The following is a 25,771-nucleotide window of genomic DNA, read 5'->3' as shown; positions in this document are numbered from 1 at the left end:
GTTCGGTTGAAGCGGCAACAACTGGCCCTGTTCCGTGCACGGGACGGCCGCGATGTCTCGTAATGAGACACCCGCACGCCCTCGCGCCGGTCCACGATCTTGAACGCTCGGTGTCCGTCCCCCCATCAGGAGCGCCCCGTGTCCACCGTCGTCGAGACCGACGTTCTGATCGTAGGCAGCGGCCCTGCCGGTGCCTCGGCCGCGCTCGCCCTGAGCACCTACGGCGTGCCCAACATCGTCGTGACCCGCTACGCGAGCCTCGCCGACACGCCCCGCGCTCACATCACCAACCAGCGCACGATGGAGGTGCTGCGCGACCTCGGCGTCGAACAGGACGTCGTCCAACAGGCCACCCCGCAGTACCTCATGGGCAACACCACCTTCTGCACCAGCCTCGCCGGGGAGGAACTGGGCCGGGTGCGCTCCTGGGGCAACGACCCGCTGGTCCAGGCCGCGCACGAACTCGCCAGCCCCACCCGTATGTGCGACATGCCGCAGCACCTCATGGAACCGGTCCTCGTGAACGCGGCCGTCGCCCGCGGCACCCGGCTGCGCTTCCAGACCGAGTACCTCACCCACACGCAGGACGCCGACGGGGTCACGGCCACCGTCCGCGACCGGCTGCGCGGGGACACCTACGAGATCCGCGCCAAGTACCTCATCGGCGCGGACGGCGGCCGCTCGAAGGTCGCCGAGGACGCCGGCCTGCCGATGGGCGGTCAGATGGGCGTCGCCGGCAGCATCAACATCGTCTTCGACGCCGACCTGACGAAGTACACGGCCCACCGCCCCTCCACTCTCTACTGGGTCCTCGCGCCCGGCGCGACGGTCGGCGGCATCGGCGCCGGGCTGGTGCGCTGTGTGCGGCCCTGGACCGAGTGGCTCATCGTGTGGGGCTACGACGTCGAGGCGGGCGCCCCCGACCTGACCACCGAGTACGCCGAGTCCGTGATCCGCAAGCTGGTCGGCGACGACGAGATACCGGTGACCGTCAAGTCGTCCTCGGCGTGGACCGTCAACGAGATGTACGCCGAGACCTACTCCAGCGGGCGCGTCTTCTGCGCCGGGGACGCCGTGCACCGCCACCCCCCGTCCAACGGCCTCGGCTCCAACACCTCCATCCAGGACGCCTACAACCTGGCCTGGAAGCTCAAGCTGGTCCTCGACGGCACGGCGGGCCCCAAGCTGCTGGAGTCCTACACCGCCGAGCGCGCCCCCGTCGGCAAGCAGATCGTCACCCGCGCCAACCAGTCCATCGGCGAGACCGCGCCCATCTTCGAAGCGCTCGACGGGCTGTCCCCGCAGACCCCCGAGCAGCTGTGGGCCAACATCGCCGCACGCAAGGAGGCCACCGAGGCCGCCGAGAAACAGCGCGCGAAGCTGCGCGAGGCGATCGCCTTCAAGGTGTACGAGTTCAACGCGCACGGCGTCGACCTCAACCAGCGCTACGTCTCCGACGCGATCGTCCTGGACGGCACTCCAGACCCGGGGTTCACCCGCGACCCCGAGCTGTACCACCAGCCCTCCTCCCGGCCCGGCGCCAGGCTCCCGCACGCCTGGATCACCTCCGGCACCCGCACCCTGTCCACCCTCGACACCGTCGGCAAGGGCCGCTTCACCCTGCTCACCGGCATCGGCGGCGAGAGCTGGGTGCGGGCGGCGAAGGCGCAGGAGACCGAGATCGCCACCGTGGTGATCGGCCCGGGCCAGGAGTACGAGGACCCCTACGGCGACTGGGCACGGCTGCGCGAGATCTCCGACGCGGGCGCCCTGCTGGTGCGGCCCGACGGCTTCGTCGCGTTCCGGCACGCGTCCGCCGCCCCGGACGCCCGGGAACTGCTGTCCGAGGCGTTGCGGCGCATCCTCGGACACGCCTGAACGCGAGATCATGGAGGAAGCGACAGGTACGTCGTGGACGACGAGGAGCACGGCATGACCATCGACAGCACCGCCGGACAGGACACGGTCACCGAGGAGGCCGTCGCCAGTCTCGGCGCGACCGCCGACCCCCGGCTCCGCGAGCTGCTCACGGGCCTGATCCGCCACGTGCACGCCTTCGTGCGCGAGACGCGACTCACCCAGGAGGAGTGGGAGAAGGCCGTCGGCTTCCTGACGGCGACCGGGCAGGCCTGCACGGACACCCGTCAGGAGTTCATCCTGCTGTCGGACGTCCTCGGCGTCTCCATGCTCGTCGAGACCCTGAACGGCCACCGCGCACCCGGCGCCACCGAGTCGACCGTCCTCGGCCCCTTCCACATGACCGAGTCGCCGGTGCGCCAACTGGGCGACGACATAGACCTGGTGGGCAGCGGCGAGCCGTGCGTGGTCAGCGGCCGGGTGCTCTCCGAGGACGGCACACCCCTGCCGGGCGCCGTCCTCGACGTGTGGCAGGCCGACGCCGACGGCCACTACGACGTGCAGCAGCCGGACCTCCAGCCCGCGGGCAACGGACGCGGGCTGTTCACGGCCGACAGCGAGGGCCGCTTCTGGTTCCGCACCTGCGTACCGGCCCCGTATCCCATCCCCACCGACGGCCCGGTCGGCGCACTGCTGCGGGCCACCGGACGGCACCCGTACCGCCCCGCACACATCCACTTCATCGCCACCGCCGACGGACACGCCCCCGTCACCACGCACATCTTCGTGGCCGGCAGCGACTACCTGGACTCCGACGCCGTCTTCGCGGTGAAGAAGAGCCTGGTGCAGGACTTCACGGTCACCGACGACCCGTTCCAGGCACGGGAGTTCGGGGTACCCAACCCGTTCCGGCAGGCCCGCTTCGACCTCGTCCTGGAGCGTGCGACATGACCTTCACCACCGACTTCACCTACGAGACGCGGCCCGTGCGGGTCGTTTTCTGGCCCGGCGCCGCCGTCACCGCGACCCCGGACGAGGCCGTGCGCCTGGGCCTGCGGCGGCTGCTCGTGATCTCCGGCAGCCGCGGCGAGCCCACCGCACGGACGGTCGCCGAAGCCCTCGGCGACGCCTGCGCGGGACTGCACGCCGAGGCCCGTATGCACGTACCGGCCGACGTCGCCGACCGGGGCGTCGAGGCGGCGCGGGCGGCCGGGGCCGACGGGTGCGTGGCGGTCGGCGGCGGCTCCGCGATCGGCCTCGGCAAGGCGATCGCGCTGCGCACCGGGCTGCCGCTGATCGCCGTGCCGTCGACCTACTCCGGTTCCGAGATGACCCCCGTGTGGGGGCTGACCGAACACGGGGCCAAACGCACCGGCCGCGACCCGCAGGTCCAGCCCCGCAGCGTCGTCTACGACCCCGAACTGACCCTCTCCCTGCCCGTACCGCTCACCGTGACCAGCGGCATCAACGCGCTCGCCCACGCCGTCGAGGCGCTGTACGCCCCCGACACCTCCCCGCTGGTCCAGCTGATGGCGGAAGACGGCACCCGGGCGATGGCCGAGGCGCTGCCCCTGCTCGTCGCGGACCCGGGCGACCTCGAGGCACGCAGCCGCGCACTGTACGGGGCGTGGCTGTGCGGGGCCTGCCTCGGCTCGACCACCATGGGGCTGCACCACAAGCTGTGCCATGTGCTGGGCGGCACCTTCAGGCTGCCGCACGCGGAGACGCACACGGTGGTGCTGCCGTACGTCCTCGCCTACAACGCGCCCGCGGCCCCCGAGGCGGTGACCGCGCTGCGGCGGGCGCTCGGCGCCGAGGACGTGGCGCGCGCCCTGTGGGAGCTGGGCGGGCGCCTCGGCGCGCCGCGCTCCCTCGCCGAACTCGGCCTGGCGGAGCCCGACGTGGCGGCGGCCGCCGCCCAGGTGACGGCCCAGCCGTACGCCAACCCGCGCCCGGTGACGGCGGACGGGGTGCGGGGCGTGCTGAGGGCGGCGTACGAGGGACGGCCACCGGAGACCGCCGCGGCATAGGGGCCTTCGCGACGGCGCTCGCACGCTGTCGCATGAACTGTCTCGTAATGAGACACCCGCTGCGGCGCGGTCCGACCCAAGATCGAGAAGGGGGGGACCGCATGCAGGCGCGGCCGCTTCGGCGTGCCCCGAGCCGCCGCTCGCACGGCTGCGCCACCGAAGAAAGGTGAACATCATGGCCCTCGCACTCCTCCGGCGTCGGCGGCCCCGGGGCGCCTCAGCCGAGGCGGCGGGCCTCTCGCTCCCCCTCCCGCCCGGCGCGGGCGCCGTCGCACGCGAGATCGTCGACCCGATGGGCTCGCCGATGGCGGCCGCGGACGTCACCGTCACCGCCCTGGACACGCACCGCGTCGCGGCCCGTGGCACGACCGACCCGTACGGCTTCTTCCTCGCCGCGCTGCCGCCCGGCCACTACAGCCTGCTGGTCGCGGCGGAGGGCCTCAGGCCGCACCGAGAGACCGTCGAGATCGTGGCCGGCACGGCGGCGCGCACCGAGCGCATCTGGCTGCAGCCGGCCGAGGCCCAGCAGCTGCCGATGCCGGGCGCCTGGCTCTTCGACCCGCCGCACACGGCGATTCGCTTCATCGCCAAGCACGTCGGCATGGCCAACGTCCACGGCCGCTTCGAACGCTTCGAGGGCGGCATCCAGATCGCCCAGGACATGACGCAGTCCCGCGTCCACGTCCGGATCGACGCCTCCAGCATCAACACCGGCAACAACACCCGCGACAACCATCTGCGGTCCGCCGACTTCCTGGACGTCGAGCGCTTCCCGTACATCGACTTCGCCAGCACACGCTTCGCATACCGGGGCGGCAGCAAGTGGACCCTGCAGGGTTCCCTCACGATGCACGGCGTGAGCCGCTCGGTCGCCCTGGACACGACGTACCTCGGCATGGTGAACGGCGGCTACGGCGAGGAGCTGCGCTGCGCGGCCCTGGCCAAGGCGGAGCTGCACCGCGAAGACTTCACGTTGAACTGGCGGTCCATGCTGGCCCGGGGCATCGCGGTGGTGGGCCCGACGGTGCAACTGGAGCTGGACGTCCAGGCGATGTACCGCACCCACGACACGCCCACGCCGCCGGAGTAGGGCGCGCCGCGGGCGGTCGGCAGCCGGCGCGGGCGGCCGGATGAGGGCCCCTCAGACCAGTGCGGTAGGGTTTGCCTGCGCGCACCCGCGGAACACGCGGGAGCGCGACGGGACGTGGCGCAGCTTGGTAGCGCACTTGACTGGGGGTCAAGGGGTCGCAGGTTCAAATCCTGTCGTCCCGACAGCGATGTCGGACGTTTCCGCAGGTCAGGGGCTCTCTTCGGAGGGCCCCTGGTGCGTGATGGGGAGCGGCCCGGCAGCCCCGCGCCGACTCGGGCGTCGTGGGCGGCGATCGCCTCCTGCCACAGTGCGGCGAGCAGCACACCGCGGGGGCGGACGGCGTTCGCCGAGACGGCTCGTGCGCAGGCGGCCGATCTGCTGGCCCGCTGCTGGCCGGAGGACGGCCGGTACGTCGACCGGCCCGGCGCCCGGCCCACGGTGCGGGCGTTCTGCGACGCGGTGGAGATCGCCGACCTCCTCCTCGACGGGGCTCCGCCGCAACTGCCCGCGGCAGAGCACGTGGCACGGTTGCGGGCCCTGCAGGACGCCGCCAGCGGTCTGGTCCCCGAGTACGGGCAGGCGCAGCCGTCGGCCGGACCGGCCGCGCCCGGGGCGGTGGAGGCGCTCTTCGGCTGGCTGCACACCCACGTCGACGCGTGGACCGGCATGTGGGGCTCACCCACCCCGGACAGCGGGCGCCTGCAGATGGTCAACGGCTACTACCGGCTCACCCGCGGCTCCTTCGCCCAGTTCGGCCTGCCGGTGCCGTACGCCGAGCGGGTCATCGACACCGTCCTCGACCACGCCCGCGACCGGCGGTTCTTCGCCCCCGGCCGGGAGAACGCCTGCAACGTCCTGGACGTCGTCCACCCCCTGTGGCTCTGCGGCCGGCAGACCGACCACCGCGGCGAGGAGACGCGTGCCTGGGCGGCGACGCAGCTGGCCGCCGCACTCACGCGCTGGCGGCCAGGGCAGGGCTTCGGTTTCGGCCCCACGCCCGACGGCAGCGGCCCCGGCCGGGACCCGGGGCTCCAAGGCACCGAGATGTGGTTCGCCATCGTCTGGCTGCTCGCCGATCTGCTCGGCCTCGCAGACCTCCTCGGCTACCGCCCGCGCGGCATCCACCGCCCCGGAACAGCCCTGACCGGTCCCGCCGGCGACCCGAACCAGCCCTGACCGGTCCCGCCGGCGAACGGGATCACGGGCGCTGACACCGCCCCCCGGCGCAGTGCCCTTCGCCCACCCGGCGACTCGCTCGTGCGGGAGCCGGCGGTGCCCCTGCGCTGCGACGGAGGACGAACCGCCCTCAGCGAACCGCCGCAGCCGGCGGCCGCTCGCGTACGGCGCCGTAGGCGAGGAAGTACGCCGGCACCCGATTCAGCCACCGCGAGGCGGTGAGCAGGTCGGCCATACGCTGGGCTCGCCCGGGGTTGCCGAAGGGCGGGCGGCCCGCGAGCAGCGGTTCGATGACCCGGGCATGGGCGGCCCGCTGCAGCGCCTGGGTCGCGGCCGTGGTGGGCCGGCGGCGGCGCTGCACGGCCCGTACGTCACGCAGGCCGACCGTGCCCGCGCGCAGCGGCTCGACGAGGTGCCGCGCGGCGGCCACGGCGTCCTCCACGGCCAGGTTGATGCCGATGCCGAAGACCGGCGACATCGCGTGCGCCGCGTCGCCGATGCACAGCAGACCCGGGCGGTGCCAGCGCCTGAGGTGGTCGAGGCGTACGTCGAGCAGCTTCACCTGGTCCCACGACCGCAGCGTGTGCACGCGGTCGGCGAGCCAGGGTACGGCGGCCGTGAAGTCGGCCGTGAACCGCTCCACGCCCGCCGCACGGCGCCGGCCGTCGGATCCCTTGGGGATCAGCACGGCGCACTGCCAGTAGTCCCCACGGTCGATCATGGCCGTGAGGAACCGGTCGCCGACGCCTCCCACGAGCCCGTGCGGGTCGTCCTGCCGCCGCGGCAGCCGGAACCACCAGGCGTCCATGGGGCAGGGGAACTGCCGCAGCCGCAGTTCGGGCAGTGCCCTGGCCAGCGAGCCCCGGCCGTCGCAGGCGACGGTGAGGGTGGCCCGCAGCTCACCGGTACGGCCCTCGGACGTGCGGTACCGCACCCCCGTGACCCTTCCGTGGTCCACCAGGAAGGACGTCGCCTCGGTGTTCATCCGCAGGGAGAAGGACGGCTCCCGTCGGGCCTCGTCCGCCAGGAGGTCGAGCAGGTCCCACTGCGGCACCATGGCGATGTAGTTGTACGCGCCCCGCAGCGCGCCGATGTCTCCGACGGTGACCAGTGAACGGTCCCGGCCGATCGGCAGCTGAACGGTCGTCATCCGCCGTTGCGGCAGACGGGCGAAACGCTCGGCGAGGCCCAGCTCGTCCAGCAGGGCCAGGGTCGAGGGATGCACGGTGTCACCGCGGAAGTCGCGCAGGAAGTCGCCGTGCTTCTCCAGGACGGTGACGTCCACGCCGGACCGGGCCAGCAGCAGGGCGAGGACCATTCCGGCGGGGCCGCCACCCACCACACAGCACGTGGTCCGCTCCATCGTGTCTCCCCCTCGGTGTGAACGACAGCCTCACCATACTGGGACATATATCTTCAAAACGTGCTGAATCCGCCACACAGTCCGTGGCCACCCCAGACGTTCTGTGCAGCACTTCGACGCACTTCGGGAGACCACGATGAGCGAGCAGCCGATCCTCCTTCCCTATGCCGACCCGGCCTTCCTGGCAAACCCCTTCCCGTTCTACCGGCAGCTGCGCGAGGAGGGCCCGGTGCGGCGGGCGGTCATCGCCGGCGGCCTGGAGGCCTGGCTGGTCACGCGGTACGAGGACGGCCTCGCCGCGCTCTCCGACCCGCGGCTGAGCAGCGACGTCCGCGACGCGTCGGACCCCCGGCTCCTGAACCAGCTGCCCGCGACGGAGCGCGAGTCCATGCTGCGCAACATGCTCCGGGCGGATCCGCCCGACCACACCCGCCTGCGCAGGCTGGTCTCGAAGGCGTTCACCGCACGTCGGGTGGCCGAGCTGCGGCCCCGCGTCCAGGCCGTCACCGACGGGCTGCTCGACGCGATCGTGCCGGAAGGCCGCGCGGACCTCGTCGCGGACTTCGCGCTGCCGCTTCCGGTCACCGTGATCAGCGAACTGCTCGGGGTGCCCACGACGGACCGGTACGACTTCCAGCGGTGGACCGACGACATGATCCTCAGGGGACCCGAGCCGCCGGATCCTGCCGTGGTCGACGCTGCCTGGCAGCAGATGCGCGCGTACCTGACCAAGCTTCTGGAGGCCAAGCGTGCCAACGCCGGGGACGACCTGCTCAGCGCTCTGATCACCGCTCGTGACGAGGAGCAGCGGCTGGACGAGGACGAGCTGATCGCCATGGCGTTCCTGCTGCTGGTGGCCGGATACATCACCACGGTCAACCTGATCGGGAGCGGCATCGCCGCACTGCTCGCCCATCCGGACCAGCTCCAGCTGCTGCGGGACGATCCGGCGCTGCTGCCGGACGCGATCGAGGAGTTCCTGCGCTACGACGGACCGGTCAACCCCGGCATCGCCCGTTTCGCGCGGGAGGACGTAGAGATCGCGGGCGTGACGATCCCGCGCGGCGCCACCGTGCTGGTGGCCTCCGCCATCGCCGACCGCGATCCGGCGCGGTTCCCGGACCCCGATCGCCTGGACATCACCCGTCGCGACAACGCGCACCTCGCGTTCGGGCACGGCATCCACTACTGCCTGGGCGCGCCGCTGGCCCGGTTGGAGGGCCAGGTCGCCATCGGAACCGCCCTGCGCCGCCTTCCCGGTCTCGCCCTGGCCGTGCCACCGGGCGAGCTGCGATGGAGGCCGGGCGGCCTGCGCGGCCCCGAGCGCCTGCCCGTCACGTTCAGGCCCGGTTCACCGCGATGACCACACGGGGCTGCGGCTGACGGTCGGCGCGGCACCTCTGAGGCGAACTCCCGCGACCACGACGCCATCGCCGTCGAGGACTTCAAACCGAAGTTCCTCGCCAAGACCACCATGGCCCGCAAAGCCGCCGACGCGGCGATCGGCGCCACCAAGACGGCCCTGATCGTGATGGGCCGCAAGCACGGACGGGACATCCGTCTCGTGCATCCCGCGCACACCACCATGGACTGCGCGTCGTGCGGAGCGAGAACCAAGCACGCACTTCCTCTCTCGGAACGTACCTACACCTGCACCGCGTGCGGAGCCGTGTCCCCCAGGGACAAGAACTCCGCGCGCGTGATGCTGGTCCGGGCTGCTCTCAACCCGGCTGGTGCTGAGGGCGTAGGACCCCCGGGAGCGCTGCTCCCGGAGGCAGCCTGAGCCGGGAATCCCCTCCCTTCAGGGAGGGGAGGATGTCAAAGTGTCCAGCCGTGACCGCCGCTGTTGTGGGACAGGGCCAGGAGCGCGGTGGTCACCACGAGGTACCGGGTGAGGCGGCCCTGGCGGAGCAAGGCCGCCGATGCCCAGGCGACAGCCGTGTACCAGGGCATCGTCCACGGTGCAGCGAGCACCCAGGCGAAGGTGAGCGCGAACGGTACGGCGACGACGGCGGGAGCGTCCGCCGGGACGCGGCGGTGCAGTGCCCACGCCAGCGCGAGCATCACGAGGGGCCACAGGACACCGGTGGCGGTCGTTGCCCCGCGAGGGCCCAGGAACCAGGCGCCGAACTTCTCGAACACCGCCCACAACGACGGTGTGGAGACCAGTTGGGAGGCGGCGGAGAGCGGGGCCAGGGCGTGCACGCCGTACGCGCTGTAGAGGACGGCCGGCACCAGCGCGGCCGCGCACGTCAGCCGGGCAGCCCGTTGCCAGGAGCCTGCACGCAGCAACGGCCAGGCCAGTCCGACGCCGAGCAGGGCGGCACTTATCTTGACACCGCAGGCCAGGCCGACCAGCCCCCCGACGATCAGGTCGTGGTGCCATCGGGTGGCCCTGCGGACGAAGTGGATCGCGCAGACGGTCAGACACGCGATGATGGTGTCCAGGTGGCCGCCCGCCACCAGCACGCCGATCAGGAGCGGGTTGGCGATCCACAGCAGTCCGGCCCGGACCGGATCGTCGGCCGTGCGGATCAGCAGGTAGCCGGTGCCCAGGAACGCGGCGGCGTTGGCGAGCATCAGCGCCCATATCGTCAGCCACGGCCGGTCACCGCCGACGAACGCCCCAGCGGCCTGCCACCACGTTGCCACCGGCCCGTACACGGACGGGGTGTACCGCCACCCCTCGCTCACCAGATGGGCGTAGGTGCCACCCAATTGGGCGGGGGTCGTCACATAGGGATCGGCGCCGAGCGCGGCGATACGGCCGTACGCCGCGTAACTGGCCATGTCGGAGGAGCCGACCGGGGTGAGGTTGGCGACGACGAGCACGGCGAGTGCACCGGCGCGGAACAGGAGCCGTGGCTGTGGCCTCCAGCCCCGCCCGTGCGCGCGGAGAAGGCCGAGCGTCCCGAGACACGACAGCACGATGGCCGCGTAGGTGACCGCCGCGGACACGGCGCCGGGCATGGCGGGCAACCGGAGCCAGGTGATCGGCGCCCTGAGTGTGTTGTGGTTCGGCGCGCTCGCGCCGACCAGCGCGAACAGTGCGATGCCTGCCACGGCCGTCCATACGGCCGCGTGCGGCCGGAACTGCCCGACGACCGTCAGCCCCGGCGAGGGAGTTGTCCGCATCCGGCCCGCAGAACGCGGAGTCAGCTCGTCGTTGTCGGTCGTCACGGTCACTCGCTGAGTCGCTGTCGGGTCCTGTTCCTCGGAGGCCTGAGGCGGTCGGGGGAACCGCGGGCAGAAGCCACACGGTCACCGAGATCCACATCCGGCCCGGGTTGGGAGCCTGGCAGCGGTGCGCGAAGGAATCAAGCCCGGGCGTCGGCGCGGTCGCCTTCTCTTGCTCGAGTTGGTCGCTGCCCCGGCTTGCAGCGCGTCACCTTGACGACACGCTGAGCGTCCGGATGCCCGGCGAGCGGCGGGGAGCGTCCCCGAGCCGGGCGGAGCACCGGGCGACGGGCGCAGGCAGGGTTCAGCGGAGGGGCGTGTCGGGCCGCAGTACGGGATTCGATGCGGCTGATCGACTGGCGCCCAACGCGGCTCGGTGTCCGCTTCACCCCGATAAGATGCATTTTGTGATCAGGTCAGGACGGCTCCGGCGCCGCCGCCCTCCGTACGGTGGCCGGCGGGACACCGTACTGCTGTCACCGGTGATCCTCACCGTCCTCGTCGCCAGTCTGGCGTTCGCCACTCCGAGGCAGATCGCCTTCAGCCGCCTCCTGCCCGCGGCACCCGCGCTCGCCGCCGCGATGTGGCCCGTGCTCGCGACGGTCCTGCTGGGGGCGTTCTGCCTGCTGGTGATGATCGGGCTCAGTTTCGTCTACTCCGATCTGGGGACGCCGTACACGGCTGCCGCGATCGTCGCGGTCACGTTGGCGGCCGCGTATGCGAGCCACCTCAGGCTTCAGCGAGAAGAGGCGCTCTTCCAGATCCGGCTCGTCGCCGATGCAGCCCAGAAGGTGCTGCTGCGCCCGCTGCCGCGCTGCATCCAGCACGTCGAGATCGAGTCGCTGTATCTGGCCGCCCAGGAGCAGGCCCGGATCGGAGGTGACTTCTACGAGGCGGTCGACACGCCGTACGGGGTCCGGCTGCTCATCGGCGACGTGCGGGGCAAGGGGCTGTCGGCGGTGGGGGCGGCCTCCGCGGTGATCAACTGCTTCCGGGAGAACGCGTACGACCAGCCCGACCTGATGGGCATCATCCGTCGCCTGGAGATCAGTCTGGCCCGCTACAGCGCCGCGACACACGCCCAGGACCGTCCGGAGCACTTCGCCACCGCTCTCATCGCCGAGATCCTTCACGGCAGCGGGCACGCCCGAATCCTCAACTGCGGGCACCCGCCACCGGTGCTGGTGCGGGACGGGGAGATCCAGATCCTCGAACCCAGCCTCCCCTCGCCACCCCTCAACCTCGCGACGCTCCTCGGAAACCACTACTACGTCGACACCATCGCCTTCGCCTCGGGCGACCAGATGCTGCTCTACACCGACGGCGTCACGGAGACCCGGGATCGCACCGGCACGTTCTTCCCGCTGCCGGAGTGGATGCGGCAGCAGGGCCCGACGCCGCCCCGCGAACTGCTGGACCGGCTCCACCAGGACCTGCTCCACTACAGCGGCGGAAGGCTCGACGACGACATCGCGGCCCTCGCCGTGCGCTGCCGGCACACCCCAGCCCGGGAGCCCTCCGCGTGAGGGCGAGTGCGGTCAGGCCGTGGGCACCCGGCTCAGTGCGCCTTCGCAAGGTGGCCGGCGATGGTGGTGAGCAGCGAATCGTCGCCCGCCGCGGAGCTGTCCGCGGCCCAGCACACGTAGCCGTCGGGGCGGATGAGCAGGGCAGCGGCGCCCAGGTCGTCGGTGCAGGTGGCGCGGACGAGGTCGACCCGTGGCGGGAGCGCGGTGTCGGCCGGGACGGCTCCGGCCAGATCGAGCAGGACGGCGTGCCCGGAGCCGAACAGCGTCGACAGCCGGGTGGGGCCGGCCTCGGTGACCAGGTCGGCGTCCGGCATGCGCTGTCCGGTGAGCGGATGCTCGCCGGGCAGTTCGTAGCGCAGTGAGAGGCCGGACATCAGTCCCGCGAGGTGGCGGTTGGCGTCGGGCAGGCGCAGCAGGTCGATGAAGATGTCGCGCAGCGCGGCCACGTCCTCGCTCGGGTTCGGATCTGCCAGCACCCGCTGCGCCGACGTGTGATGCAGGACCTGGGCTCCGACCGGATGCCGTTCGGCGTGGTAGCTGTCCAGGAGGCCGCCCGGCGCCCGGTCCTGGACGGCCGCGGCCAGTTTCCAGCCGAGGTTGAACGCGTCCTGTATGCCGAGGTTGAGACCCTGGCCGCCCAGCGGCGGGTGGATGTGGGCGGCGTCGCCCGCGAACAGGACCCGGCCCGCGCGGTAGTGCTCCAGTTGCCGAGTGGCGTCGGTGAACCGGGACGCGTTGTCCACGGCACCGAGGGTGGTCTCAGGGCCGTACACGTCGTGCAGCGCGGCGGTGATCTCCTCGTGGGGGACGGGGAGGTCGCCGGTGGTGTCCGTCCGGTCCCCGCGCCCGAAGGTGAGCCGATACCGGTCGCCGCCGAGAGGGACCAGCATGGCCCAGTAGCCGCCCGCGTGACGGGTCAGGCTGCTCATATGGCCCATCTGCCGCGGCACCAGCGGCGACACGGCGGACAGGCGGATGTCGGCCACCACCGCCTGATGCGTCCCGGGCCTGCCGGGAAACGGCAGCCCGAGCAGTTTCCGCACCGTGCTGTGGGCGCCGTCGCACGCCGCCAGGTAGTGGGCCCGCACCGTGAGACCGTCCGCCGTCACGACCACACCGTCGTCGTCCGACTCGATCCCTGAGACGGCGGTGCCGCGCACGACCCGCGCGCCGACGGCGATCGCCCGCTCTTCGAGCACTTCCTCGATCTCCCACTGCGGGATCGCGAGCGGGAAGGGGTGCCTGGTCCGCCAGGGGGTGCAGTCCAGGGGCACGGGCAGGGCCGCGAAGTGCCCGCCCACCGGATCACGCGGCGTGGTCCGCCGCAGCAGCGGCTCCAGCAGCCCGCGCGACTGAAGCAGTTCGGCGGTACGGGGCTGGATCCCGCCGCCCTTCACCTGCTGGATGCGCTGGTGCAGCTTCTCCAGCACCAGGGTCTCGACCCCGGCCAGGGCCAGTTCGTACGCCAGCATCAGTCCGGTCGGGCCGGCGCCCGCGATGACGACCTCGGTCGTGCGCTCCGTCAACACCGTCACTCCCTCTCGCTTTCTCGCCTCGGGCTATATGTATACCAGGTGCAGAAATCCTCTCAGTGCAAAACTCTGATACCGTGGGCGTCGTGGACGGCAAGCCAGGACTACGGGAACGAAAGAAGCAGCGGACCCGCGCGGCGATCTCCGAGGCGGCGATCACGCTGTTCCTCGAACACGGCTTCAACCAGGTCTCGGTGGCCCAGGTGGCCGAGGCCGCCGAGGTGTCCAAACGCACGCTCTTCGCCTACTTCCCGGCGAAGGAGGACCTCGTGGTGCACCGCCTCGCCGACCACGAGACCGAAATCGCCCGCGTCGTGCGGACCCGCCCGCCCGGCACCGCCCCGCTGACCGCAGTGCGCGAGAACTTCCTCAGGGGGCTGCGCGAGCGGGACCCGTTCACCGGGCTCAACGACCATCCCGAGGTGCGCAGGCTGCTCCGGATGATCCTCGACGCGCCCTCGCTGGTGGCCCGGATGGAACGGTTCAAGACCGGCGCCGAACGCGCACTCGCCGAGGCATTGCGGGAAACGGCCAAGACTCCGGAACTCACCGCGCGGCTGGCTGCCGTTCAGATCGTCGCCGTCCACTGGGCGCTGGCGCAGGACAACGCCGAACGCCTGGCGTACGGTGAGCCGGCCGACGAGCGCTACGCGGGTGCGGTGGCTGACGCCGAACACGCGTTCGCGCTGCTGGAGAACGGATTGCGGCAGCTGACCCCGCGGCAGTGAATCTCAGCGGGGCAGCCCGTACACGCGGCAGGCGTTGTCGCGGCCCGTCCACGCGGCGATCCGCCGTGCGTCGGGCAGGCTCAGTTCGTCGGCGTCCACCCGGTCCTGGAGCAACTCTGCCAGGCCCCTGCGGAAGGCCAGCGCGCCGAGCTGGTAGAACTCGGGGATCCCGTAGGCGTCGGAGCTGTAGAGGAGTTTGCGGAACGGGGTGATCTCGAGGGCCTCCTCAAGAATCGCCCGGGCGCGGACGGGACCGACGTGGTGCAGGGTGAGCCCGACGTCGAGGTACACCTGCTCGAAGACCGTGGCCAGGTAGGCAGCCTGACGCTGGTAGGGCCAGCAGTGCAGCAGCAGCACGGCGATCGTGCCGGAGGTGCGGTGCAGCCAGTCGGTCAGATGGGTGGGGTCGACCCGGTGCATCCTGATGTCGTTGTCCCCGAATCCGGTGTGCAGTTGAAGGGGCAGCCCGAGGTCCACCGCCGTCCAGAGCAGATGCCGTACGAGGACGGGATCGTTCAGGCGGGGAGGAGTGCGGGTTTCCTTCTCGGCTCCGGCAGCCTTGCCGCCGGTTCCTGCCGGGGCCAGCCAGCGCCGTGCCGCCTCGGTGACGTCCGCGTCCGAAGGCCGGCTGGGATCCAGGTCGAATCCGGTGCGATAGGCGGCGACGGACTTCACCGCCACCGCGCGCCGCTCGTCCACGGCGTTCCGCGTGGCGGCGACGAACGCCGAGGCGTACTCGTCCGGCTCCACTCCCTCGGCCGCCACCGCCTCGGCGACGGTCTCCAGGCGTACGACTTCGTACGCGGCTGCCGCCGGACGACCCGCGGCGCCCGCGAGCTCCGCGGGTGTCGTGAGGCGGTGCGGCGTGTAGCCGGTGTCGACGCAGAACACGTCCGTCCCCGCAGCGGCGATGAACCTGCGGTTCACCTCGCGCCAGCCCAACTCGGCCCGCCGTGCCAGGTACTCCTTGGCGGGAGCGTGCCGCGGCAGGTCCAGCAGGGGAGCACAGTGGCGGCGGACGGCCACGCCGACGGGGCTGTCGAAGGGGGTGATGCCGCTCCCGGGCCACACGCCGCCTTCGGTGATCAACGAGTGGAACGTCTCCGGGCTCGGATCGGCGGTGAGGACGCCATGACAGTGGTGATCGACGAGGGGCAGACCGGCGACGGCCTCGTGGACCGGCCCGGTGGCGGGTGCGGGTGAGCTGCTCACGGCTGGGCGGCCTCCTGGGGTGGTCGGCGGGGATCCGCTGTCGCGCCTCTGCTCGGTCGTTCAGCAGTTCCCGGTGGTTCTCGGCACTTCTCAGTACTCTCAGTACTCTCAGTACTTCCACCGGTACGCCGCTGCCACGAGCTCGTCGTCGAGCCCGGCCACCGCGGCGATCTCCCCGAGGCGTACGGCGATCACGGCGTCCGCCAGGACCGGCCCCAATGCGGTGCGAAGCAGTTCGTCCTCGCGGAAGTTCCCGACGGACTCCTCCAGTGACGTCGGCAGCCGGCGCACGCCCCGGGCCGCCGCCTCCTCGGCGGTGAACCGTGCGGGATCTCCGGTGATCTCCTCGGGCAGTGGTGAGGACGACTCCAGGCCGTCGAGGCCGGAGGCGATGAGGCATCCGAGCGCCAGATACGGGTTGGCGGCCAGGTCGACCGGTTTCACCTCCAGATTCGCCGCCCGACTGCGCATGCCCGCCGTGCCGGTGATGACGCGCACCGCGGATTCGCGGGTCTCGTGACCCCAGACGCTGAAGACGCCGGCCCACTGCGAGGGTTTGAGGCGCAGATAGCTCGCCGGACTCGGTGCGGTCACCGCCGTGAGGGCCGGCATGTGGGCGAGCAGGCCCGCGGCGAACGACTCCGCCGCGGAGGTCATGCCGTAGCGGCGGTCGCCGTGTGCGTGCAGATTCGCCCCGTCACGCCAGGCGGAGAGATGGACGTGCCCGCCGTTGCCGACGCCTTCCGCCGAGACCGCCGGTGAGAAGGAGACCTTGAGTCCATGACGCTGGGACACCGCCCGGATGGTCTGCCGTACCAGCACGCTCCGGTCGGCGGCGGCCACCGGGTCGAGCGCGCCGACCGAGATCTCGAACTGCCCGGGCGCGTACTCGGGGTGGATCTGGTCGACCTCCACGCCCTGCGCCGCGAACGCCGCCAGCAACTCGACTGCGTAGTCGCTCAGTTCGACCTGCCGGGTGGCGCCGTAGGCAGGGCCGGATGTCGCGGGGACGAAGGCGTCCCCCGGAGCGGCCCCCTGCCCGATGGCCCATTCGACCTCGATGGCCGCCTTGAACGTGATGCCGTGGTCACGGGCCGCGTCGGTGACGATACGGCGCAGGAAGCTGCGGCTGCACGCCGGGTGCCGTTCACCCTCCTGGGTGATCCGGTCGACCGGAGCCCAGGCCCAGCCCGGCTGTCCGGACAGCACCACCAGGTGGTCCAGGTCGGGATACAGGCGGAGATCACCGTCCGGCGAGCCCAGCACGTCGGTGGAGACGATGGAGTCGTTCGCCAGGAAGGTGTCGAACACCGGGGACATTCCCACCCCCCAGGCGGTCGCCCATGCGAGCCGGGCCGTCGGGACGGTCTTCACCCGGCCGATGCCCGCGGTGTCGACGTACGCCAGGACGACGCCGTGCACGCCCCGCGCCGACAGCTCCACCTCCAGCGCGGTGGCCCGCTCGACATCACCCGGGCGCCCGCCGGGGACGGGGTCGGCAAGGGTGGTCATGCGTCCTCCTAGGCGAGTCGGCGGCCCAGCGCCTGCGCACCACTGGTCGCGTGGGCGGTGTACCCGGCCAGGATCGCGCACAAGGGCGGTCCGGAGCAGGTCAGGCGCTGTCGGTGCCAAGGGTGTCGCATCTGCACGGGAGAGCGGCCGCCGCCCTGCGTCGCGGCCGGGTGGCCGTGGACGACCACGAGCAGATCTGGAAGACCACCGGCGTGTGGGCGATGTACCGGACCGCGGACTGGATGTTCTCCTGACGCCAGGAGCCGTTCCTGGTCACCGAGACCAACGCGGGCCCGATCGGGTTCGCCTGGGACAACCGGCCCGCCTACGACGGCCAGTGGCGGCAGGCCGCCTGGGCACACGTGGCGCGCGGCGCGCGGCTGATCGAGTACTGGCAGTGGCAGACCCTGCGCTTCGGCGCCGAGACGTACTGGGGCGGTGTCCTGCCCCGCAGCGGCCAGCCCGGCCGTACGTATGCCGAACTGGCGCGTCTGGGCGCCGACTTCGACAAGGCCGGTCCGCTGGTGGCCGGGATCGAGCCGGACGCCGACATCACGATGGTCTACTCGACGCCCAGCAAGCAGGAGTGGCGGCTGGTTCAGCAGGCTCCGGCTGCCGGGGACCTGACGAAGGCCGAGCGGTCGAAGAGCCTGATCCCGGCGAACCGGGTCGCGGCGAAGGCGGCCCTGTCGCTGGATGCGGCGGCGCCGGACCCCGCGGGCAACGCCCTGCACGCGAACACGACGGGCCACGTCTACGTGTTCGCGCCCGACGGAAGGGTCACCGACCTCGGCCCGGTCTCCTTCGACCAGAACCAGAAGGGCAGCGTGACGCTTCCGGGGACGATCGCGGCCGGGACAAGGATCAGGATCGCTGTGGTCTTCGACGACACGCCGCTGATGTGGGATGCGGCTACGACACGCCGCTGACGCCGGACACGGCCACCGTTCGGGATCTGCCACCGAACGGTGAGCCGCCGACTCGGACCGGGGCCGCGCGGACGTCGTCAGTCGCGCGCTCGGTCCTGGTCCCGGCCGTGGGCCGCCCACAGGCCGCGGACATGTCCGATGTGACGGGTCATCACCGTCCGTACGGCGTCCTCGTCCCGTTCCAGCAGGGCGTCGAGGAGTTCGAGGTGCTCCTGGGCGGAGGCGAGCAGCCGGCCGGCCTCGACGAGCGCGGTCAGCCCGTACAGACGCGACCGCTTGCGCAGGTCACCGACCACCTCGACGAGGTGCGCGTTGCCGGCGAGGGCCAGCAGGCCGAGGTGGAAGCGGGTGTCGGCCTCGACGTAGGCGATGAGGTCCCCGGTCGCCGCCGCGGTGACGATCTCCCGGGCGGCCGGGCGCAGGGCCTCCAGCGAGACCCGGTCGGCCGTCCGGGCCAGCGCCACGGTGGTCGGGATCTCGATCAGGGAGCGGATGTGGGTGTATTCGTCGAGCTGCTTCTCGGAGACCTCCGTGACCCGGAAGCCCTTGTTGGGGACGGTGTCGACCAGTCCCTCCTTGACCAGGTCGAGCATGGCCTCGCGCACCGGGGTCGCCGAGACGCCGAAGCGGGCGGCGAGCGTCGGCGCGGAGTACACCTCGCCGGGGCGCAGCTCGCCCGCGATCAGCGCGGCCCGCAGGGCGTCGGCGACCCGCTCGCGGTAACTGCTCTTCTTGCCGCCGAGCGTGGGCAGGGCGGGAGCGGGGGAGGGCGCGCTGGGGCGCGGGGCGGCCATGGTGTTTCCGTCTCCTCGAAGGGTGCAATGTCACGCGGCACCAGTGTCCCAGTGCTCCGGCGTTCCCGTACCGGGCGGCTGCGGCAGGCGACTACAGCACGAACCCCGCCGGGAACGGGTCCTCCGGGTCCAGAAGGTACTGTGCCGTGCCCGTCACCCACGCCCGCCCGGTGAAGCTGGGCAGCACCGCGGGACGGCCGGCGACCTCCGTGGTCCCGAGCAGGCGCCCCGTGAACCGCGTCCCGATGAAGGACTCGTTCACGAACTCGGTGTGCAGGGGAAGTTCGCGGCGCGCGTGCAGCTGCGCCATGCGCGCGCTGGTACCCGTACCGCACGGGGAGCGGTCGAACCAGCCCGGGTGGATGACCATCGCGTGCCGGGACAGCCGGGCGCCGGCCCCCGGTGCGTACAGGTGGACGTGGTGGCAGCCGCGGATCGTGGGGTCCTCGGGGTGGACGGGCTCCTCCTCGGCGTTGATCGCCTCCATCAGCGCCAGCCCCGCCGCGAGGATGTCGTCCTTGCGGGCTCGGTCGAACGGCAGCCCGAACTCCGCCAGCGGCAGGATCGCGTAGAAGTTGCCCCCGTACGCGAGGTCGTAGGTCACCGTGCGCCCGTCGGGCAGGGTGGCCTTGCGGTCGAGGCCCACGCAGAAGGACGGCACGTTCCTGAGGGTGACGGCCTTGGCCGCGCCGCCCTCGACCGCGACCTCGGCGACGACGAGGCCCGCCGGGGTGTCCAGCCGGATGGTGGTCACCGGCTCGACGACCTCCACCATGCCCGTCTCCACGAGCACGGTCGCCACCCCGATCGTGCCGTGCCCGCACATCGGCAGATAGCCGGACACCTCGATGTAGACGACGCCCCAGTCGCAGTCGGACCGGGTGGGCGGCTGGAGGATCGCGCCGCTCATCGCCGCGTGCCCGCGCGGCTCGTTCATCAGCAACTGCTTGACGTCGTCGCGGTGCTCACGGAACCACAGGCGCCGCTCGTTCATGGTCGCGCCGGGGATGGCGCCGATGCCGCCGGTGATCACCCGGGTGGGCATGCCCTCGGTGTGGGAGTCGACGGCGTGCAGGACGAGTTTGCTGCGCATGACCGGCCTCCCTCCTACGCGAGCCCCGCCGCGACGGCCTTCTCCGTGGCGGCGCGCACGGCGGCCTCCTGCTCGGGCGGCAGCGGCATGCGCGGCGGGCGTACGGGACCGCCGTACCGGCCGACGACGTCCATCGACAACTTGATCGCCTGCACGAACTCCACGCGGGAGTCCCAGCGCAGCAGCGGGTGCAACTGCCGGTACAGCGGCAGCGCGGTGTCGAGGTCGCCCGTGACCGCGGCACGGTACAACTGCACCGAGGCACGCGGGAGGGCGTTGGGATAACCGGCCACCCAGCCCTTGGCGCCGGCGACCGCGAGCTCCAGCAGGACGTCGTCCGCACCGATCAACAGGTCGAGCTCCGGGGCGAGTTCGGCGAGGCGGTAGGCGCGGCGGGGATCGCCCGAGAACTCCTTGACCGCGTGGACGAACCCCTCGCCGTGCAGCTTGGCGAGCAGTTCGGGGACGAGGTCGACCTTGGTGTCGACGGGGTTGTTGTACGCCACCACCGGCAGCCCGGCCTTCGCCACCTCCTCGTAGTGGGCGAGCACGGACCGCTCGTCGGCGCGGTAGGCGTTCGGCGGCAGCAGCATCACCGACGCGCAGCCCGCGTCGCGTGCCTGCTCGGCCCAGCGGCGGGCCTCCGCCGATCCGTACGCGGAGACGCCGGGCATCACCCGGTCCCCGCCGATCGCGGACACCGCGGTCTCCACGACCCGGGCGCGCTCCTCGGGGGTGAGCACCTGGTACTCGCCGAGCGAGCCGTTCGGCACGACACCGTCGCAGCCGTTCTCCACCAGCCAGGAGCACTGCTCGGCGAACCTGGCGTGGTCGACGGCGAGTGTGCCGGTGAGCGGAAGGGCGGTGGCGACGAGAACGCCGCGCCAGGGGCGGTGCTCCGGGACGGTCATACGCGATACCCCATCTCGATGACGTGTGACATGTTACCGATGCTCCTCTTGCCGGCGGTCCTCTCCGGGCTCCCCGGCCAGCACCCCGAGCGGCACCGGGCGCGCGAACGGCCTCCGGGCCACCGTCTCCGCGCACCCGGCGATCCCGGCGACCCCAGGCCCGCACACCCGGCCCTGGCACCAGCCCATTCCGGCCCGGGTCAGCAGCTTCACCGTCCGTAGATCACCGGCGCCCAACTCCGCGACGGCCTCCCGTACGCTCCCGGCGCACACCTCCTCGCAACGGCACACCACGGTGTCGTCGGTGACCTGCTCGGCCCAGTGGGCAGGCGGCGCGTACGCGTTGTCGAGCCCCGCGAAGAACCGGCGCAGCGCCGCCCGGCTCCGCGCGGCGCGCTCCCACCCCCGCGGATCGGGTACGGCACCGGCGAGCCGCGCGGCGACGGACCGTCCGGCGATGTGCCCCTCGGCGAGGGCGAGCGCCGCGCCGCCGATGCCGGTGGCCTCGCCCGCCGCCCAGATGCCCGGGACGTCGGTGCGCTGCTCGTCGTCGACGGCGACGTTCGTCCCGTCGATGCGGCAGCCGAGGGTCTCGGCGAGGTCGGTGTGCGGGAGCATGCCGTGCCCGACGGCGAGGGTGTCGCAGGGGACACGGCGCGCGGTACCGGCCCGGACCCGTCCGCCGGCGTCGAGCGCGGCGACGGTCACCGCCTCCAGCCGGTCGGTGCCCTGCGCCTCGACCACGGTGTGCCGGGCGAGGATCCGCACCCCGTGCCGCAGCAGCCGGGCCGCGTACGCCGCCGCCTCCACCGCCTTGCCGGGCTGGGCGGCCAGGGCCCCGGCGCACCGTACGAAAGCCCTCGGGTCGGCCGACTCCACGAGCGCGGCGACCGTCACCCCCGCCGCCGCGAGCCCGGTCGCGACCGGTAGCAGCAGCGGGCCGGTCCCGGCCACGACCGCCCTGCGCCCCGGCACCACCAGTCCGCCCTTGAGGATGGCCTGGGCGCCGCCCGCGGTGACGACCCCGGGCAGCGTCCAGCCGGGGAAGGGCAGCACGCGCTCGTAGCCGCCGGTCGCCAGAAGCACGGCGCGGGCCCGCACGGCGACCGGCCGCTCCTGCTCGGGCCCGAGCAGGGCGTGCACGGTGAACCCCTCCGACTCCTTCTCCACGCACCACACATGGTGATCCGCCAGGTGGCTGACGTGTCCGGCCGCGAGGTGCCGGTCGAGTCCTTCGCGCAGCCGCAGCCAGGTGCGCCACTGATGGTGCAGGGCCCGCGCCCGCCGCGCGCCGAGTCCGGCGGCGGGCTGCCGGTAGAACTGGCCGCCCGCCTCGGGGGCCGCGTCGACGAGCGTGACGCGCACGCCGCGCGCCCCGGCCGCGAGCGCCGCGGCGAGCCCCGCCGGGCCCGCGCCGATCACCGCGAGGTCAGTCCGCATGCCCCGTCCCCTCCTGCGTACGGATCACATAGCCCGGCCGCACCGGCACCAGACAAGCGCGCTGGTTCGGCCGGTCGTTGACGGTCACCAGGCAGTCGAAGCACACACCGATCCCGCAGAAGACCCCGCGTGGACGGCCCTCGCGCCGGGTGTTGCGCCAGGAGGTGACGCCCGCCGTCCAGAGCGCCGCCGCGACCGTCTGACCGGGCAGCGCCTCGATCTCACGGCCGTCGAAGGTCACGGTGAAGGCGGGGCCCGGCCGGGCGCGGGCCGACTCCAGGGGATTCACACGGCCTCCCGCTCGAAACGCTCCGGCCGGAACGGTCCGAGGTCCCATTCCGGTGTCTTGCCGCTCAGCACCCGCGCGATCAACTGACCGGTCCCGGTGGCGAGTCCGATCCCGGCCCCCTCGTGACCGCAGGCGTGCAGCAGGCCCGGCACCCTGTGGTCCGGGCCGATGGCGGGCAGATGGTCGGGCAGGTACGGCCGGAAGCCGAGATAGGTCCGCATCGCCCGTACCCGCTCCAGGAACGGGAACAGCCGGATCGCGCCGGCCGCCAGCGCCCGCAGGACCGGGAGGGAGAACGACCGGTCGAAGCCCACCCGTTCACGGCTCGCCCCGATCAGGACGGGTCCCGCGGCCGTGCCCTCGACGACCGGCGAGGTCTGCAGGGCCGCCGAGTCGCTGGCCACGTCCGCGACATAGTCGGCGGCGTACACCTTGTGCCGCACCCGGCGCGGCAACGGCTCGGTGACGAGCACGAACCCGCGCCGGGGGAGGAGCGGCAGGTGCACTCCCGCCAGCGCGGCGAGCTCCCCGCCCCACGTACCGGCGGCGTTCACCACGGCCGGGGCGAGGACGTCCCCGCCGGTCGTGCGCACCCCGCGCACGGCTCCCTGCGGGGTGCGCAGCACCTCGGTCACGGTCCACCCGGTCAGCAGGCGGGCACCGGACGCGCGTACGAGATGCGCGGCGGCCAGCGTCGGCATCACCTGGCAGTCCTGCGGGTACAGCATGCCGCCCGCGAGGCCCGGAGCAAGGTGCGGCTCCAGGTCGTGGAGCCGGTCGACGGCGACGGCCTCCGCCTCGACGCCTGCGGCCCGCTGCCCGGCCGCGAAGTCCGCCAGGGCGGTGAGCCCTTCGGGGGACGAGGCGACGACGACACCGCCCTTGGGTTCGTACTCGATCGCCGGTCCCAGCTCCTCGGCCAGCTCTCTCCACAAGCGCAGGGAGTACAGGGCGAGTTCGAGTTCGGGCCCCGGTTCCTTGTCGGAGACGAGCAGATTGCCCTCGCCGGAGCCGGTCGTACCGCCGGCCACAGGGCCACGGTCCACGAGGACGACGTCCATACCGCCGCGGGCGGCGTACAGCGCACAGGCGGCGCCCACCATCCCGGCGCCGACGACCACGACATCGCAGGTCAGTCGCTGACTCACGGTCAGTACTATGTCACATGGCTCTACGAGGGACCAGACGCGCGACGGACGCCGCCGCACAGACGTCACACGTTCCTGACGCTCCCCGGCGCGCCACCGCCCTTGACTTGAAGCGCGCTTCAAGCTGAAGACTCCCGATCGAGCCCGCACCAGCGGGCCGCGACGGGAGGGACCACCATGAAGTACCGGACGATCGGCACCGATCCGAACACCCGCCGTCGGGTGAGCGTGCTCGCGCTGGGCGCGATGCTGTTCGGCTCCCGGACGGACGAGAAGACCTCCTTCGCCGTCCTCGACCGCTATGTCGAGGCGGGCGGCAACTTCATCGACACGTCCGACAACTACGCCTTCTGGACCGACGGCGGCCAGGGCGGCCAGAGCGAGGAACTGCTCGGCCGCTGGCGCCGCAGCCGCGGCATCGGCGACGAGATCGTGATCGCCACCAAGCTCGGCGCACGCCCGCTGGCCCCCGGCACGAGTTATGTCGACAACCCCGAGGGCCTGTCGGCGAAGGCGATCCGGGAGGCGGCCGAACGCAGCCGGGAACGCCTCGGCGTGGACCGGCTCGACCTGCTGTACGCGCACATCGAGGACCGCGCGGTGCCGCTGCGCGAGACCGTCGAGGGGTTCGCCGAACTGGTCGCGGAGGGGGCGGTCGGCCTGCTCGGCGTGAGCAACCACGCCGTCTGGCGGGTGGAGCGCGCCCGCGCCCTCGCGGCGGCGGCCGGGCTGCCCGGCTACGAGGTGCTGCAGTACCAGCACAGCTATCTGCGCCCGCGCACCGACATCCCCGAGGAGATCTTCCCGGACGGAAGCCTCGGCGGCACCACCGCGGAGCTGCTGAGCTACCTGCGCGCCGAGCCGGGCCTGACCCTGGTCGCGTACTCACCACTGCTCAAGGGCGCCTACGCACGTCAGGACGTCCCCTTGCCCCGTGACTTCGACCACCCGGGCACCCCGGCGCGGCTGGCGGTGCTGCGGGAGGTGGCGCGGGAGACCGGGGCGAGTGTCAACCAGGTGGTGCTGGCCTGGCAGATCGGGGGCGACCTGCCGGTGATCCCGCTGGCCGGGGCCTCGTCGGTGGCGCAGTTGGAGGAGAACCTGGCCGCGGTGGAACTGGAACTGACCGCGGAGCAGAGGGCGCGGCTGGACGCGGTGCACTGAGAGCCCCGAGATGCGGGGCTCCCAGACGCGACACCGCTGTTGACGCGACCACCGGCCCGGCACCGTCGGGGCACCTGGCCGGCGGCCGCGTCGCTCGGGCCCGACCGTCGCTCAGGGCAGGCAGCCGATGTGGGCCAGGGCCTGCTTGAGCAGGACGCCCTGGCCGCCCGGCATCTCGTTCTGGACCACGGCCGACGCGGCCTCCTGGGGGCTGAACCACTCCAGGTCCAGCGCGTCCTGGCGGGGACGGCAGTCGCCGGCCACCGGGACGATGTAGGCGAGGGCCACCGCGTGCTGGCGGGGGTCGTGGAACGGGGTGATCCCCAGTGTCGGGAAGTACTCGGCGACGGTGAAGGGCTGCAGGGAGGGCGGAACGCGGGGCAGCGCCACCGGTCCGAGGTCCTTCTCCAGATGGCGCAGGAGGGCGTCACGGACCCGTTCGTGGTGCAGCACCCGCCCCGAGACGAGGGTGCGGCTGACGGTCCCGTCGGGCCCTATCCGCAGCAACAGTCCGATGCTGGTGACTTCACCGCTGTCGTCGACGCGCACGGGCACGGCTTCCACGTACAGGATCGGCATGCGGGCTCGCGCCAGCTCGAGCTCGTCGGGAGTCAGCCAGCCGGGCGTGGTTTCGGTCGTGTCAGGCATTGCCCGATCGTACGGTCAACACCCCGGCATCGACCGCGTGTCTCACCAGGTCAGACGCAAGTCACACCGACGGCATGTGGTCGGCCGCCCGCTCGGTCCGCTTTCCCGCACCGGCGAAATCAGGTCGGTGACGGGAAGGCGACGGTCGGGGA

The 25,771-nt window shown here is 72.3% G+C and carries 21 protein-coding genes, 1 tRNA gene and 2 pseudogenes; 12 read left to right on the top strand and 12 right to left on the bottom strand.

Features of this window, described 5'->3' with window-relative positions; all coding sequences use genetic code 11:
• Positions 1-138: 138 nt before the first annotated feature.
• The 6 genes from ACIRC0_RS20995 (at position 139) to ACIRC0_RS20970 (ending at position 6,153) form a co-directional block, all read left to right on the top strand.
• Entirely contained in the window at positions 139-1,878 is a 1,740-nt protein-coding gene (locus tag ACIRC0_RS20995) for an FAD-dependent oxidoreductase (RefSeq protein WP_403617638.1), read from the top strand.
• Positions 1,879-1,932: 54 nt separating this feature from the next.
• The gene (locus tag ACIRC0_RS20990; protein ID WP_403617637.1) at positions 1,933-2,808 is read left to right on the top strand and encodes an intradiol ring-cleavage dioxygenase; all 876 of its coding nucleotides are present in this window, start codon (positions 1,933-1,935) and stop codon (positions 2,806-2,808) included.
• Entirely contained in the window at positions 2,805-3,887 is a 1,083-nt protein-coding gene (locus ACIRC0_RS20985; RefSeq protein WP_403617636.1) for a maleylacetate reductase, read from the top strand. The genes ACIRC0_RS20990 and ACIRC0_RS20985 overlap by 4 nt, the downstream gene beginning before the upstream one ends.
• A 175-nt stretch (positions 3,888-4,062) precedes the next feature.
• Positions 4,063-4,977 carry a YceI family protein gene (locus ACIRC0_RS20980; protein ID WP_403617635.1) on the top strand — a complete coding sequence of 305 codons (915 nt, stop codon included), beginning with the start codon at positions 4,063-4,065 and terminating at the stop codon, positions 4,975-4,977.
• 108 nt (positions 4,978-5,085) lie between these two features.
• Positions 5,086-5,159 (top strand) — tRNA-Pro (locus tag ACIRC0_RS20975).
• Positions 5,160-5,211: 52 nt separating this feature from the next.
• Complete coding sequence (locus tag ACIRC0_RS20970; protein ID WP_403617634.1) at positions 5,212-6,153, top strand: hypothetical protein; 942 nt, start codon at positions 5,212-5,214, stop codon at positions 6,151-6,153.
• 130 nt (positions 6,154-6,283) lie between these two features.
• On the opposite strand, the gene ACIRC0_RS20965 is transcribed toward ACIRC0_RS20970, so the two are convergent.
• Positions 6,284-7,516 carry an FAD-dependent oxidoreductase gene (locus tag ACIRC0_RS20965; protein ID WP_403617633.1) on the bottom strand — a complete coding sequence of 411 codons (1,233 nt, stop codon included), beginning with the start codon at positions 7,514-7,516 and terminating at the stop codon, positions 6,284-6,286.
• 136 nt (positions 7,517-7,652) lie between these two features.
• On the opposite strand from ACIRC0_RS20965, the gene ACIRC0_RS20960 reads away from it, so the two are divergent.
• Complete coding sequence (locus tag ACIRC0_RS20960; RefSeq protein WP_403617632.1) at positions 7,653-8,879, top strand: cytochrome P450; 1,227 nt, start codon at positions 7,653-7,655, stop codon at positions 8,877-8,879.
• A 51-nt stretch (positions 8,880-8,930) separates the two neighbouring features.
• A pseudogene (locus tag ACIRC0_RS20955) lies at positions 8,931-9,299 on the top strand (zinc ribbon domain-containing protein); the annotation flags it as partial.
• A gap of 35 nt (positions 9,300-9,334) precedes the next feature.
• On the opposite strand, the gene ACIRC0_RS20950 reads toward ACIRC0_RS20955, so the two are convergent.
• A complete protein-coding gene (locus ACIRC0_RS20950) occupies positions 9,335-10,696 on the bottom strand; it encodes a hypothetical protein (protein WP_403617631.1) in 1,362 nt (453 codons plus the stop codon).
• A gap of 404 nt (positions 10,697-11,100) precedes the next feature.
• Between ACIRC0_RS20950 and ACIRC0_RS20945 the strand changes: the two genes are divergently transcribed.
• Positions 11,101-12,219 carry a PP2C family protein-serine/threonine phosphatase gene (locus ACIRC0_RS20945; RefSeq protein WP_403617630.1) on the top strand — a complete coding sequence of 373 codons (1,119 nt, stop codon included), beginning with the start codon at positions 11,101-11,103 and terminating at the stop codon, positions 12,217-12,219.
• Between the two features lie 32 nt (positions 12,220-12,251).
• Here ACIRC0_RS20945 and ACIRC0_RS20940 read toward each other — a convergent pair whose 3' ends face one another.
• The gene (locus ACIRC0_RS20940; RefSeq protein ID WP_403617629.1) at positions 12,252-13,754 is read right to left on the bottom strand and encodes an FAD-dependent monooxygenase; all 1,503 of its coding nucleotides are present in this window, start codon (positions 13,752-13,754) and stop codon (positions 12,252-12,254) included.
• 83 nt (positions 13,755-13,837) lie between these two features.
• Here ACIRC0_RS20940 and ACIRC0_RS20935 point away from each other — a divergent pair, with 83 nt between their 5' ends.
• Positions 13,838-14,479: a TetR/AcrR family transcriptional regulator gene (locus tag ACIRC0_RS20935; protein ID WP_403617628.1), complete on the top strand. Its 642-nt coding sequence runs from the start codon at positions 13,838-13,840 to the stop codon at positions 14,477-14,479.
• A gap of 3 nt (positions 14,480-14,482) precedes the next feature.
• On the opposite strand, the gene ACIRC0_RS20930 is transcribed toward ACIRC0_RS20935, so the two are convergent.
• Together ACIRC0_RS20930 and ACIRC0_RS20925 are read right to left on the bottom strand one after the other, a co-directional pair.
• A complete protein-coding gene (locus ACIRC0_RS20930) occupies positions 14,483-15,691 on the bottom strand; it encodes an amidohydrolase family protein (RefSeq protein ID WP_403617627.1) in 1,209 nt (402 codons plus the stop codon).
• A 108-nt stretch (positions 15,692-15,799) separates the two neighbouring features.
• Complete coding sequence (locus tag ACIRC0_RS20925) at positions 15,800-17,203, bottom strand: glutamine synthetase (RefSeq protein ID WP_403617626.1); 1,404 nt, start codon at positions 17,201-17,203, stop codon at positions 15,800-15,802.
• Positions 17,204-17,382: 179 nt separating this feature from the next.
• Here ACIRC0_RS20925 and ACIRC0_RS20920 point away from each other — a divergent pair.
• A pseudogene (locus ACIRC0_RS20920) lies at positions 17,383-17,820 on the top strand (beta-galactosidase); the annotation flags it as partial.
• A gap of 389 nt (positions 17,821-18,209) precedes the next feature.
• Here ACIRC0_RS20920 and ACIRC0_RS20915 read toward each other — a convergent pair.
• The 6 genes from ACIRC0_RS20915 to ACIRC0_RS20890 form a co-directional block, all read right to left on the bottom strand.
• Complete coding sequence (locus ACIRC0_RS20915) at positions 18,210-18,926, bottom strand: GntR family transcriptional regulator (RefSeq protein WP_403617625.1); 717 nt, start codon at positions 18,924-18,926, stop codon at positions 18,210-18,212.
• A gap of 91 nt (positions 18,927-19,017) precedes the next feature.
• Entirely contained in the window at positions 19,018-20,019 is a 1,002-nt protein-coding gene (locus ACIRC0_RS20910) for a proline racemase family protein (RefSeq protein ID WP_403617624.1), read from the bottom strand.
• Between the two features lie 14 nt (positions 20,020-20,033).
• The gene (locus ACIRC0_RS20905) at positions 20,034-20,930 is read right to left on the bottom strand and encodes a dihydrodipicolinate synthase family protein (protein WP_403617623.1); all 897 of its coding nucleotides are present in this window, start codon (positions 20,928-20,930) and stop codon (positions 20,034-20,036) included.
• Between the two features lie 33 nt (positions 20,931-20,963).
• Positions 20,964-22,370 carry an FAD-dependent oxidoreductase gene (locus ACIRC0_RS20900; RefSeq protein ID WP_403617622.1) on the bottom strand — a complete coding sequence of 469 codons (1,407 nt, stop codon included), beginning with the start codon at positions 22,368-22,370 and terminating at the stop codon, positions 20,964-20,966.
• Complete coding sequence (locus ACIRC0_RS20895; protein ID WP_403617621.1) at positions 22,360-22,659, bottom strand: (2Fe-2S)-binding protein; 300 nt, start codon at positions 22,657-22,659, stop codon at positions 22,360-22,362. The genes ACIRC0_RS20900 and ACIRC0_RS20895 overlap by 11 nt, the downstream gene beginning before the upstream one ends.
• Positions 22,656-23,807: an NAD(P)/FAD-dependent oxidoreductase gene (locus tag ACIRC0_RS20890; RefSeq protein ID WP_403617620.1), complete on the bottom strand. Its 1,152-nt coding sequence runs from the start codon at positions 23,805-23,807 to the stop codon at positions 22,656-22,658. The genes ACIRC0_RS20895 and ACIRC0_RS20890 overlap by 4 nt, the downstream gene beginning before the upstream one ends.
• Positions 23,808-23,984: 177 nt before the next feature.
• Between ACIRC0_RS20890 and ACIRC0_RS20885 the strand changes: the two genes are divergently transcribed.
• The gene (locus tag ACIRC0_RS20885; RefSeq protein ID WP_403617619.1) at positions 23,985-24,971 is read left to right on the top strand and encodes an aldo/keto reductase; all 987 of its coding nucleotides are present in this window, start codon (positions 23,985-23,987) and stop codon (positions 24,969-24,971) included.
• A 111-nt stretch (positions 24,972-25,082) separates the two neighbouring features.
• On the opposite strand, the gene ACIRC0_RS20880 is transcribed toward ACIRC0_RS20885, so the two are convergent.
• The gene (locus ACIRC0_RS20880) at positions 25,083-25,619 is read right to left on the bottom strand and encodes an NUDIX hydrolase family protein (RefSeq protein ID WP_200422004.1); all 537 of its coding nucleotides are present in this window, start codon (positions 25,617-25,619) and stop codon (positions 25,083-25,085) included.
• Positions 25,620-25,771 lie beyond the last annotated feature (152 nt).

The sequence above is a fragment of the Streptomyces sp. NPDC093984 genome (assembly GCF_044764595.1).
GTDB classification, from domain to species: domain Bacteria; phylum Actinomycetota; class Actinomycetes; order Streptomycetales; family Streptomycetaceae; genus Streptomyces; species Streptomyces cynarae.
The sequence above is the reverse complement of the archived record's forward strand: the minus strand, read 5'-3'. Positions and strand labels throughout refer to the sequence as shown.

Bases quoted from the DNA above. Each gene is read 5' to 3' on its own strand.
- ACIRC0_RS20985 (WP_403617636.1), top strand. From the start codon at position 2,805: ATGACCTTCACCACCGACTTCACCTACGAGACGCGGCCCGTGCGGGTC.
- ACIRC0_RS20900 (WP_403617622.1), bottom strand. From the start codon at position 22,370: ATGCGGACTGACCTCGCGGTGATCGGCGCGGGCCCGGCGGGGCTCGCC.
- ACIRC0_RS20980 (WP_403617635.1), top strand. From the start codon at position 4,063: ATGGCCCTCGCACTCCTCCGGCGTCGGCGGCCCCGGGGCGCCTCAGCC.
- ACIRC0_RS20915 (WP_403617625.1), bottom strand. From the start codon at position 18,926: ATGGCCGCCCCGCGCCCCAGCGCGCCCTCCCCCGCTCCCGCCCTGCCC.
- ACIRC0_RS20905 (WP_403617623.1), bottom strand. From the start codon at position 20,930: ATGACCGTCCCGGAGCACCGCCCCTGGCGCGGCGTTCTCGTCGCCACC.
- ACIRC0_RS20885 (WP_403617619.1), top strand. From the start codon at position 23,985: ATGAAGTACCGGACGATCGGCACCGATCCGAACACCCGCCGTCGGGTG.
- ACIRC0_RS20880 (WP_200422004.1), bottom strand. From the start codon at position 25,619: ATGCCTGACACGACCGAAACCACGCCCGGCTGGCTGACTCCCGACGAG.
- ACIRC0_RS20910 (WP_403617624.1), bottom strand. From the start codon at position 20,019: ATGCGCAGCAAACTCGTCCTGCACGCCGTCGACTCCCACACCGAGGGC.
- ACIRC0_RS20960 (WP_403617632.1), top strand. From the start codon at position 7,653: ATGAGCGAGCAGCCGATCCTCCTTCCCTATGCCGACCCGGCCTTCCTG.
- ACIRC0_RS20965 (WP_403617633.1), bottom strand. From the start codon at position 7,516: ATGGAGCGGACCACGTGCTGTGTGGTGGGTGGCGGCCCCGCCGGAATG.
- ACIRC0_RS20990 (WP_403617637.1), top strand. From the start codon at position 1,933: ATGACCATCGACAGCACCGCCGGACAGGACACGGTCACCGAGGAGGCC.
- ACIRC0_RS20925 (WP_403617626.1), bottom strand. From the start codon at position 17,203: ATGACCACCCTTGCCGACCCCGTCCCCGGCGGGCGCCCGGGTGATGTC.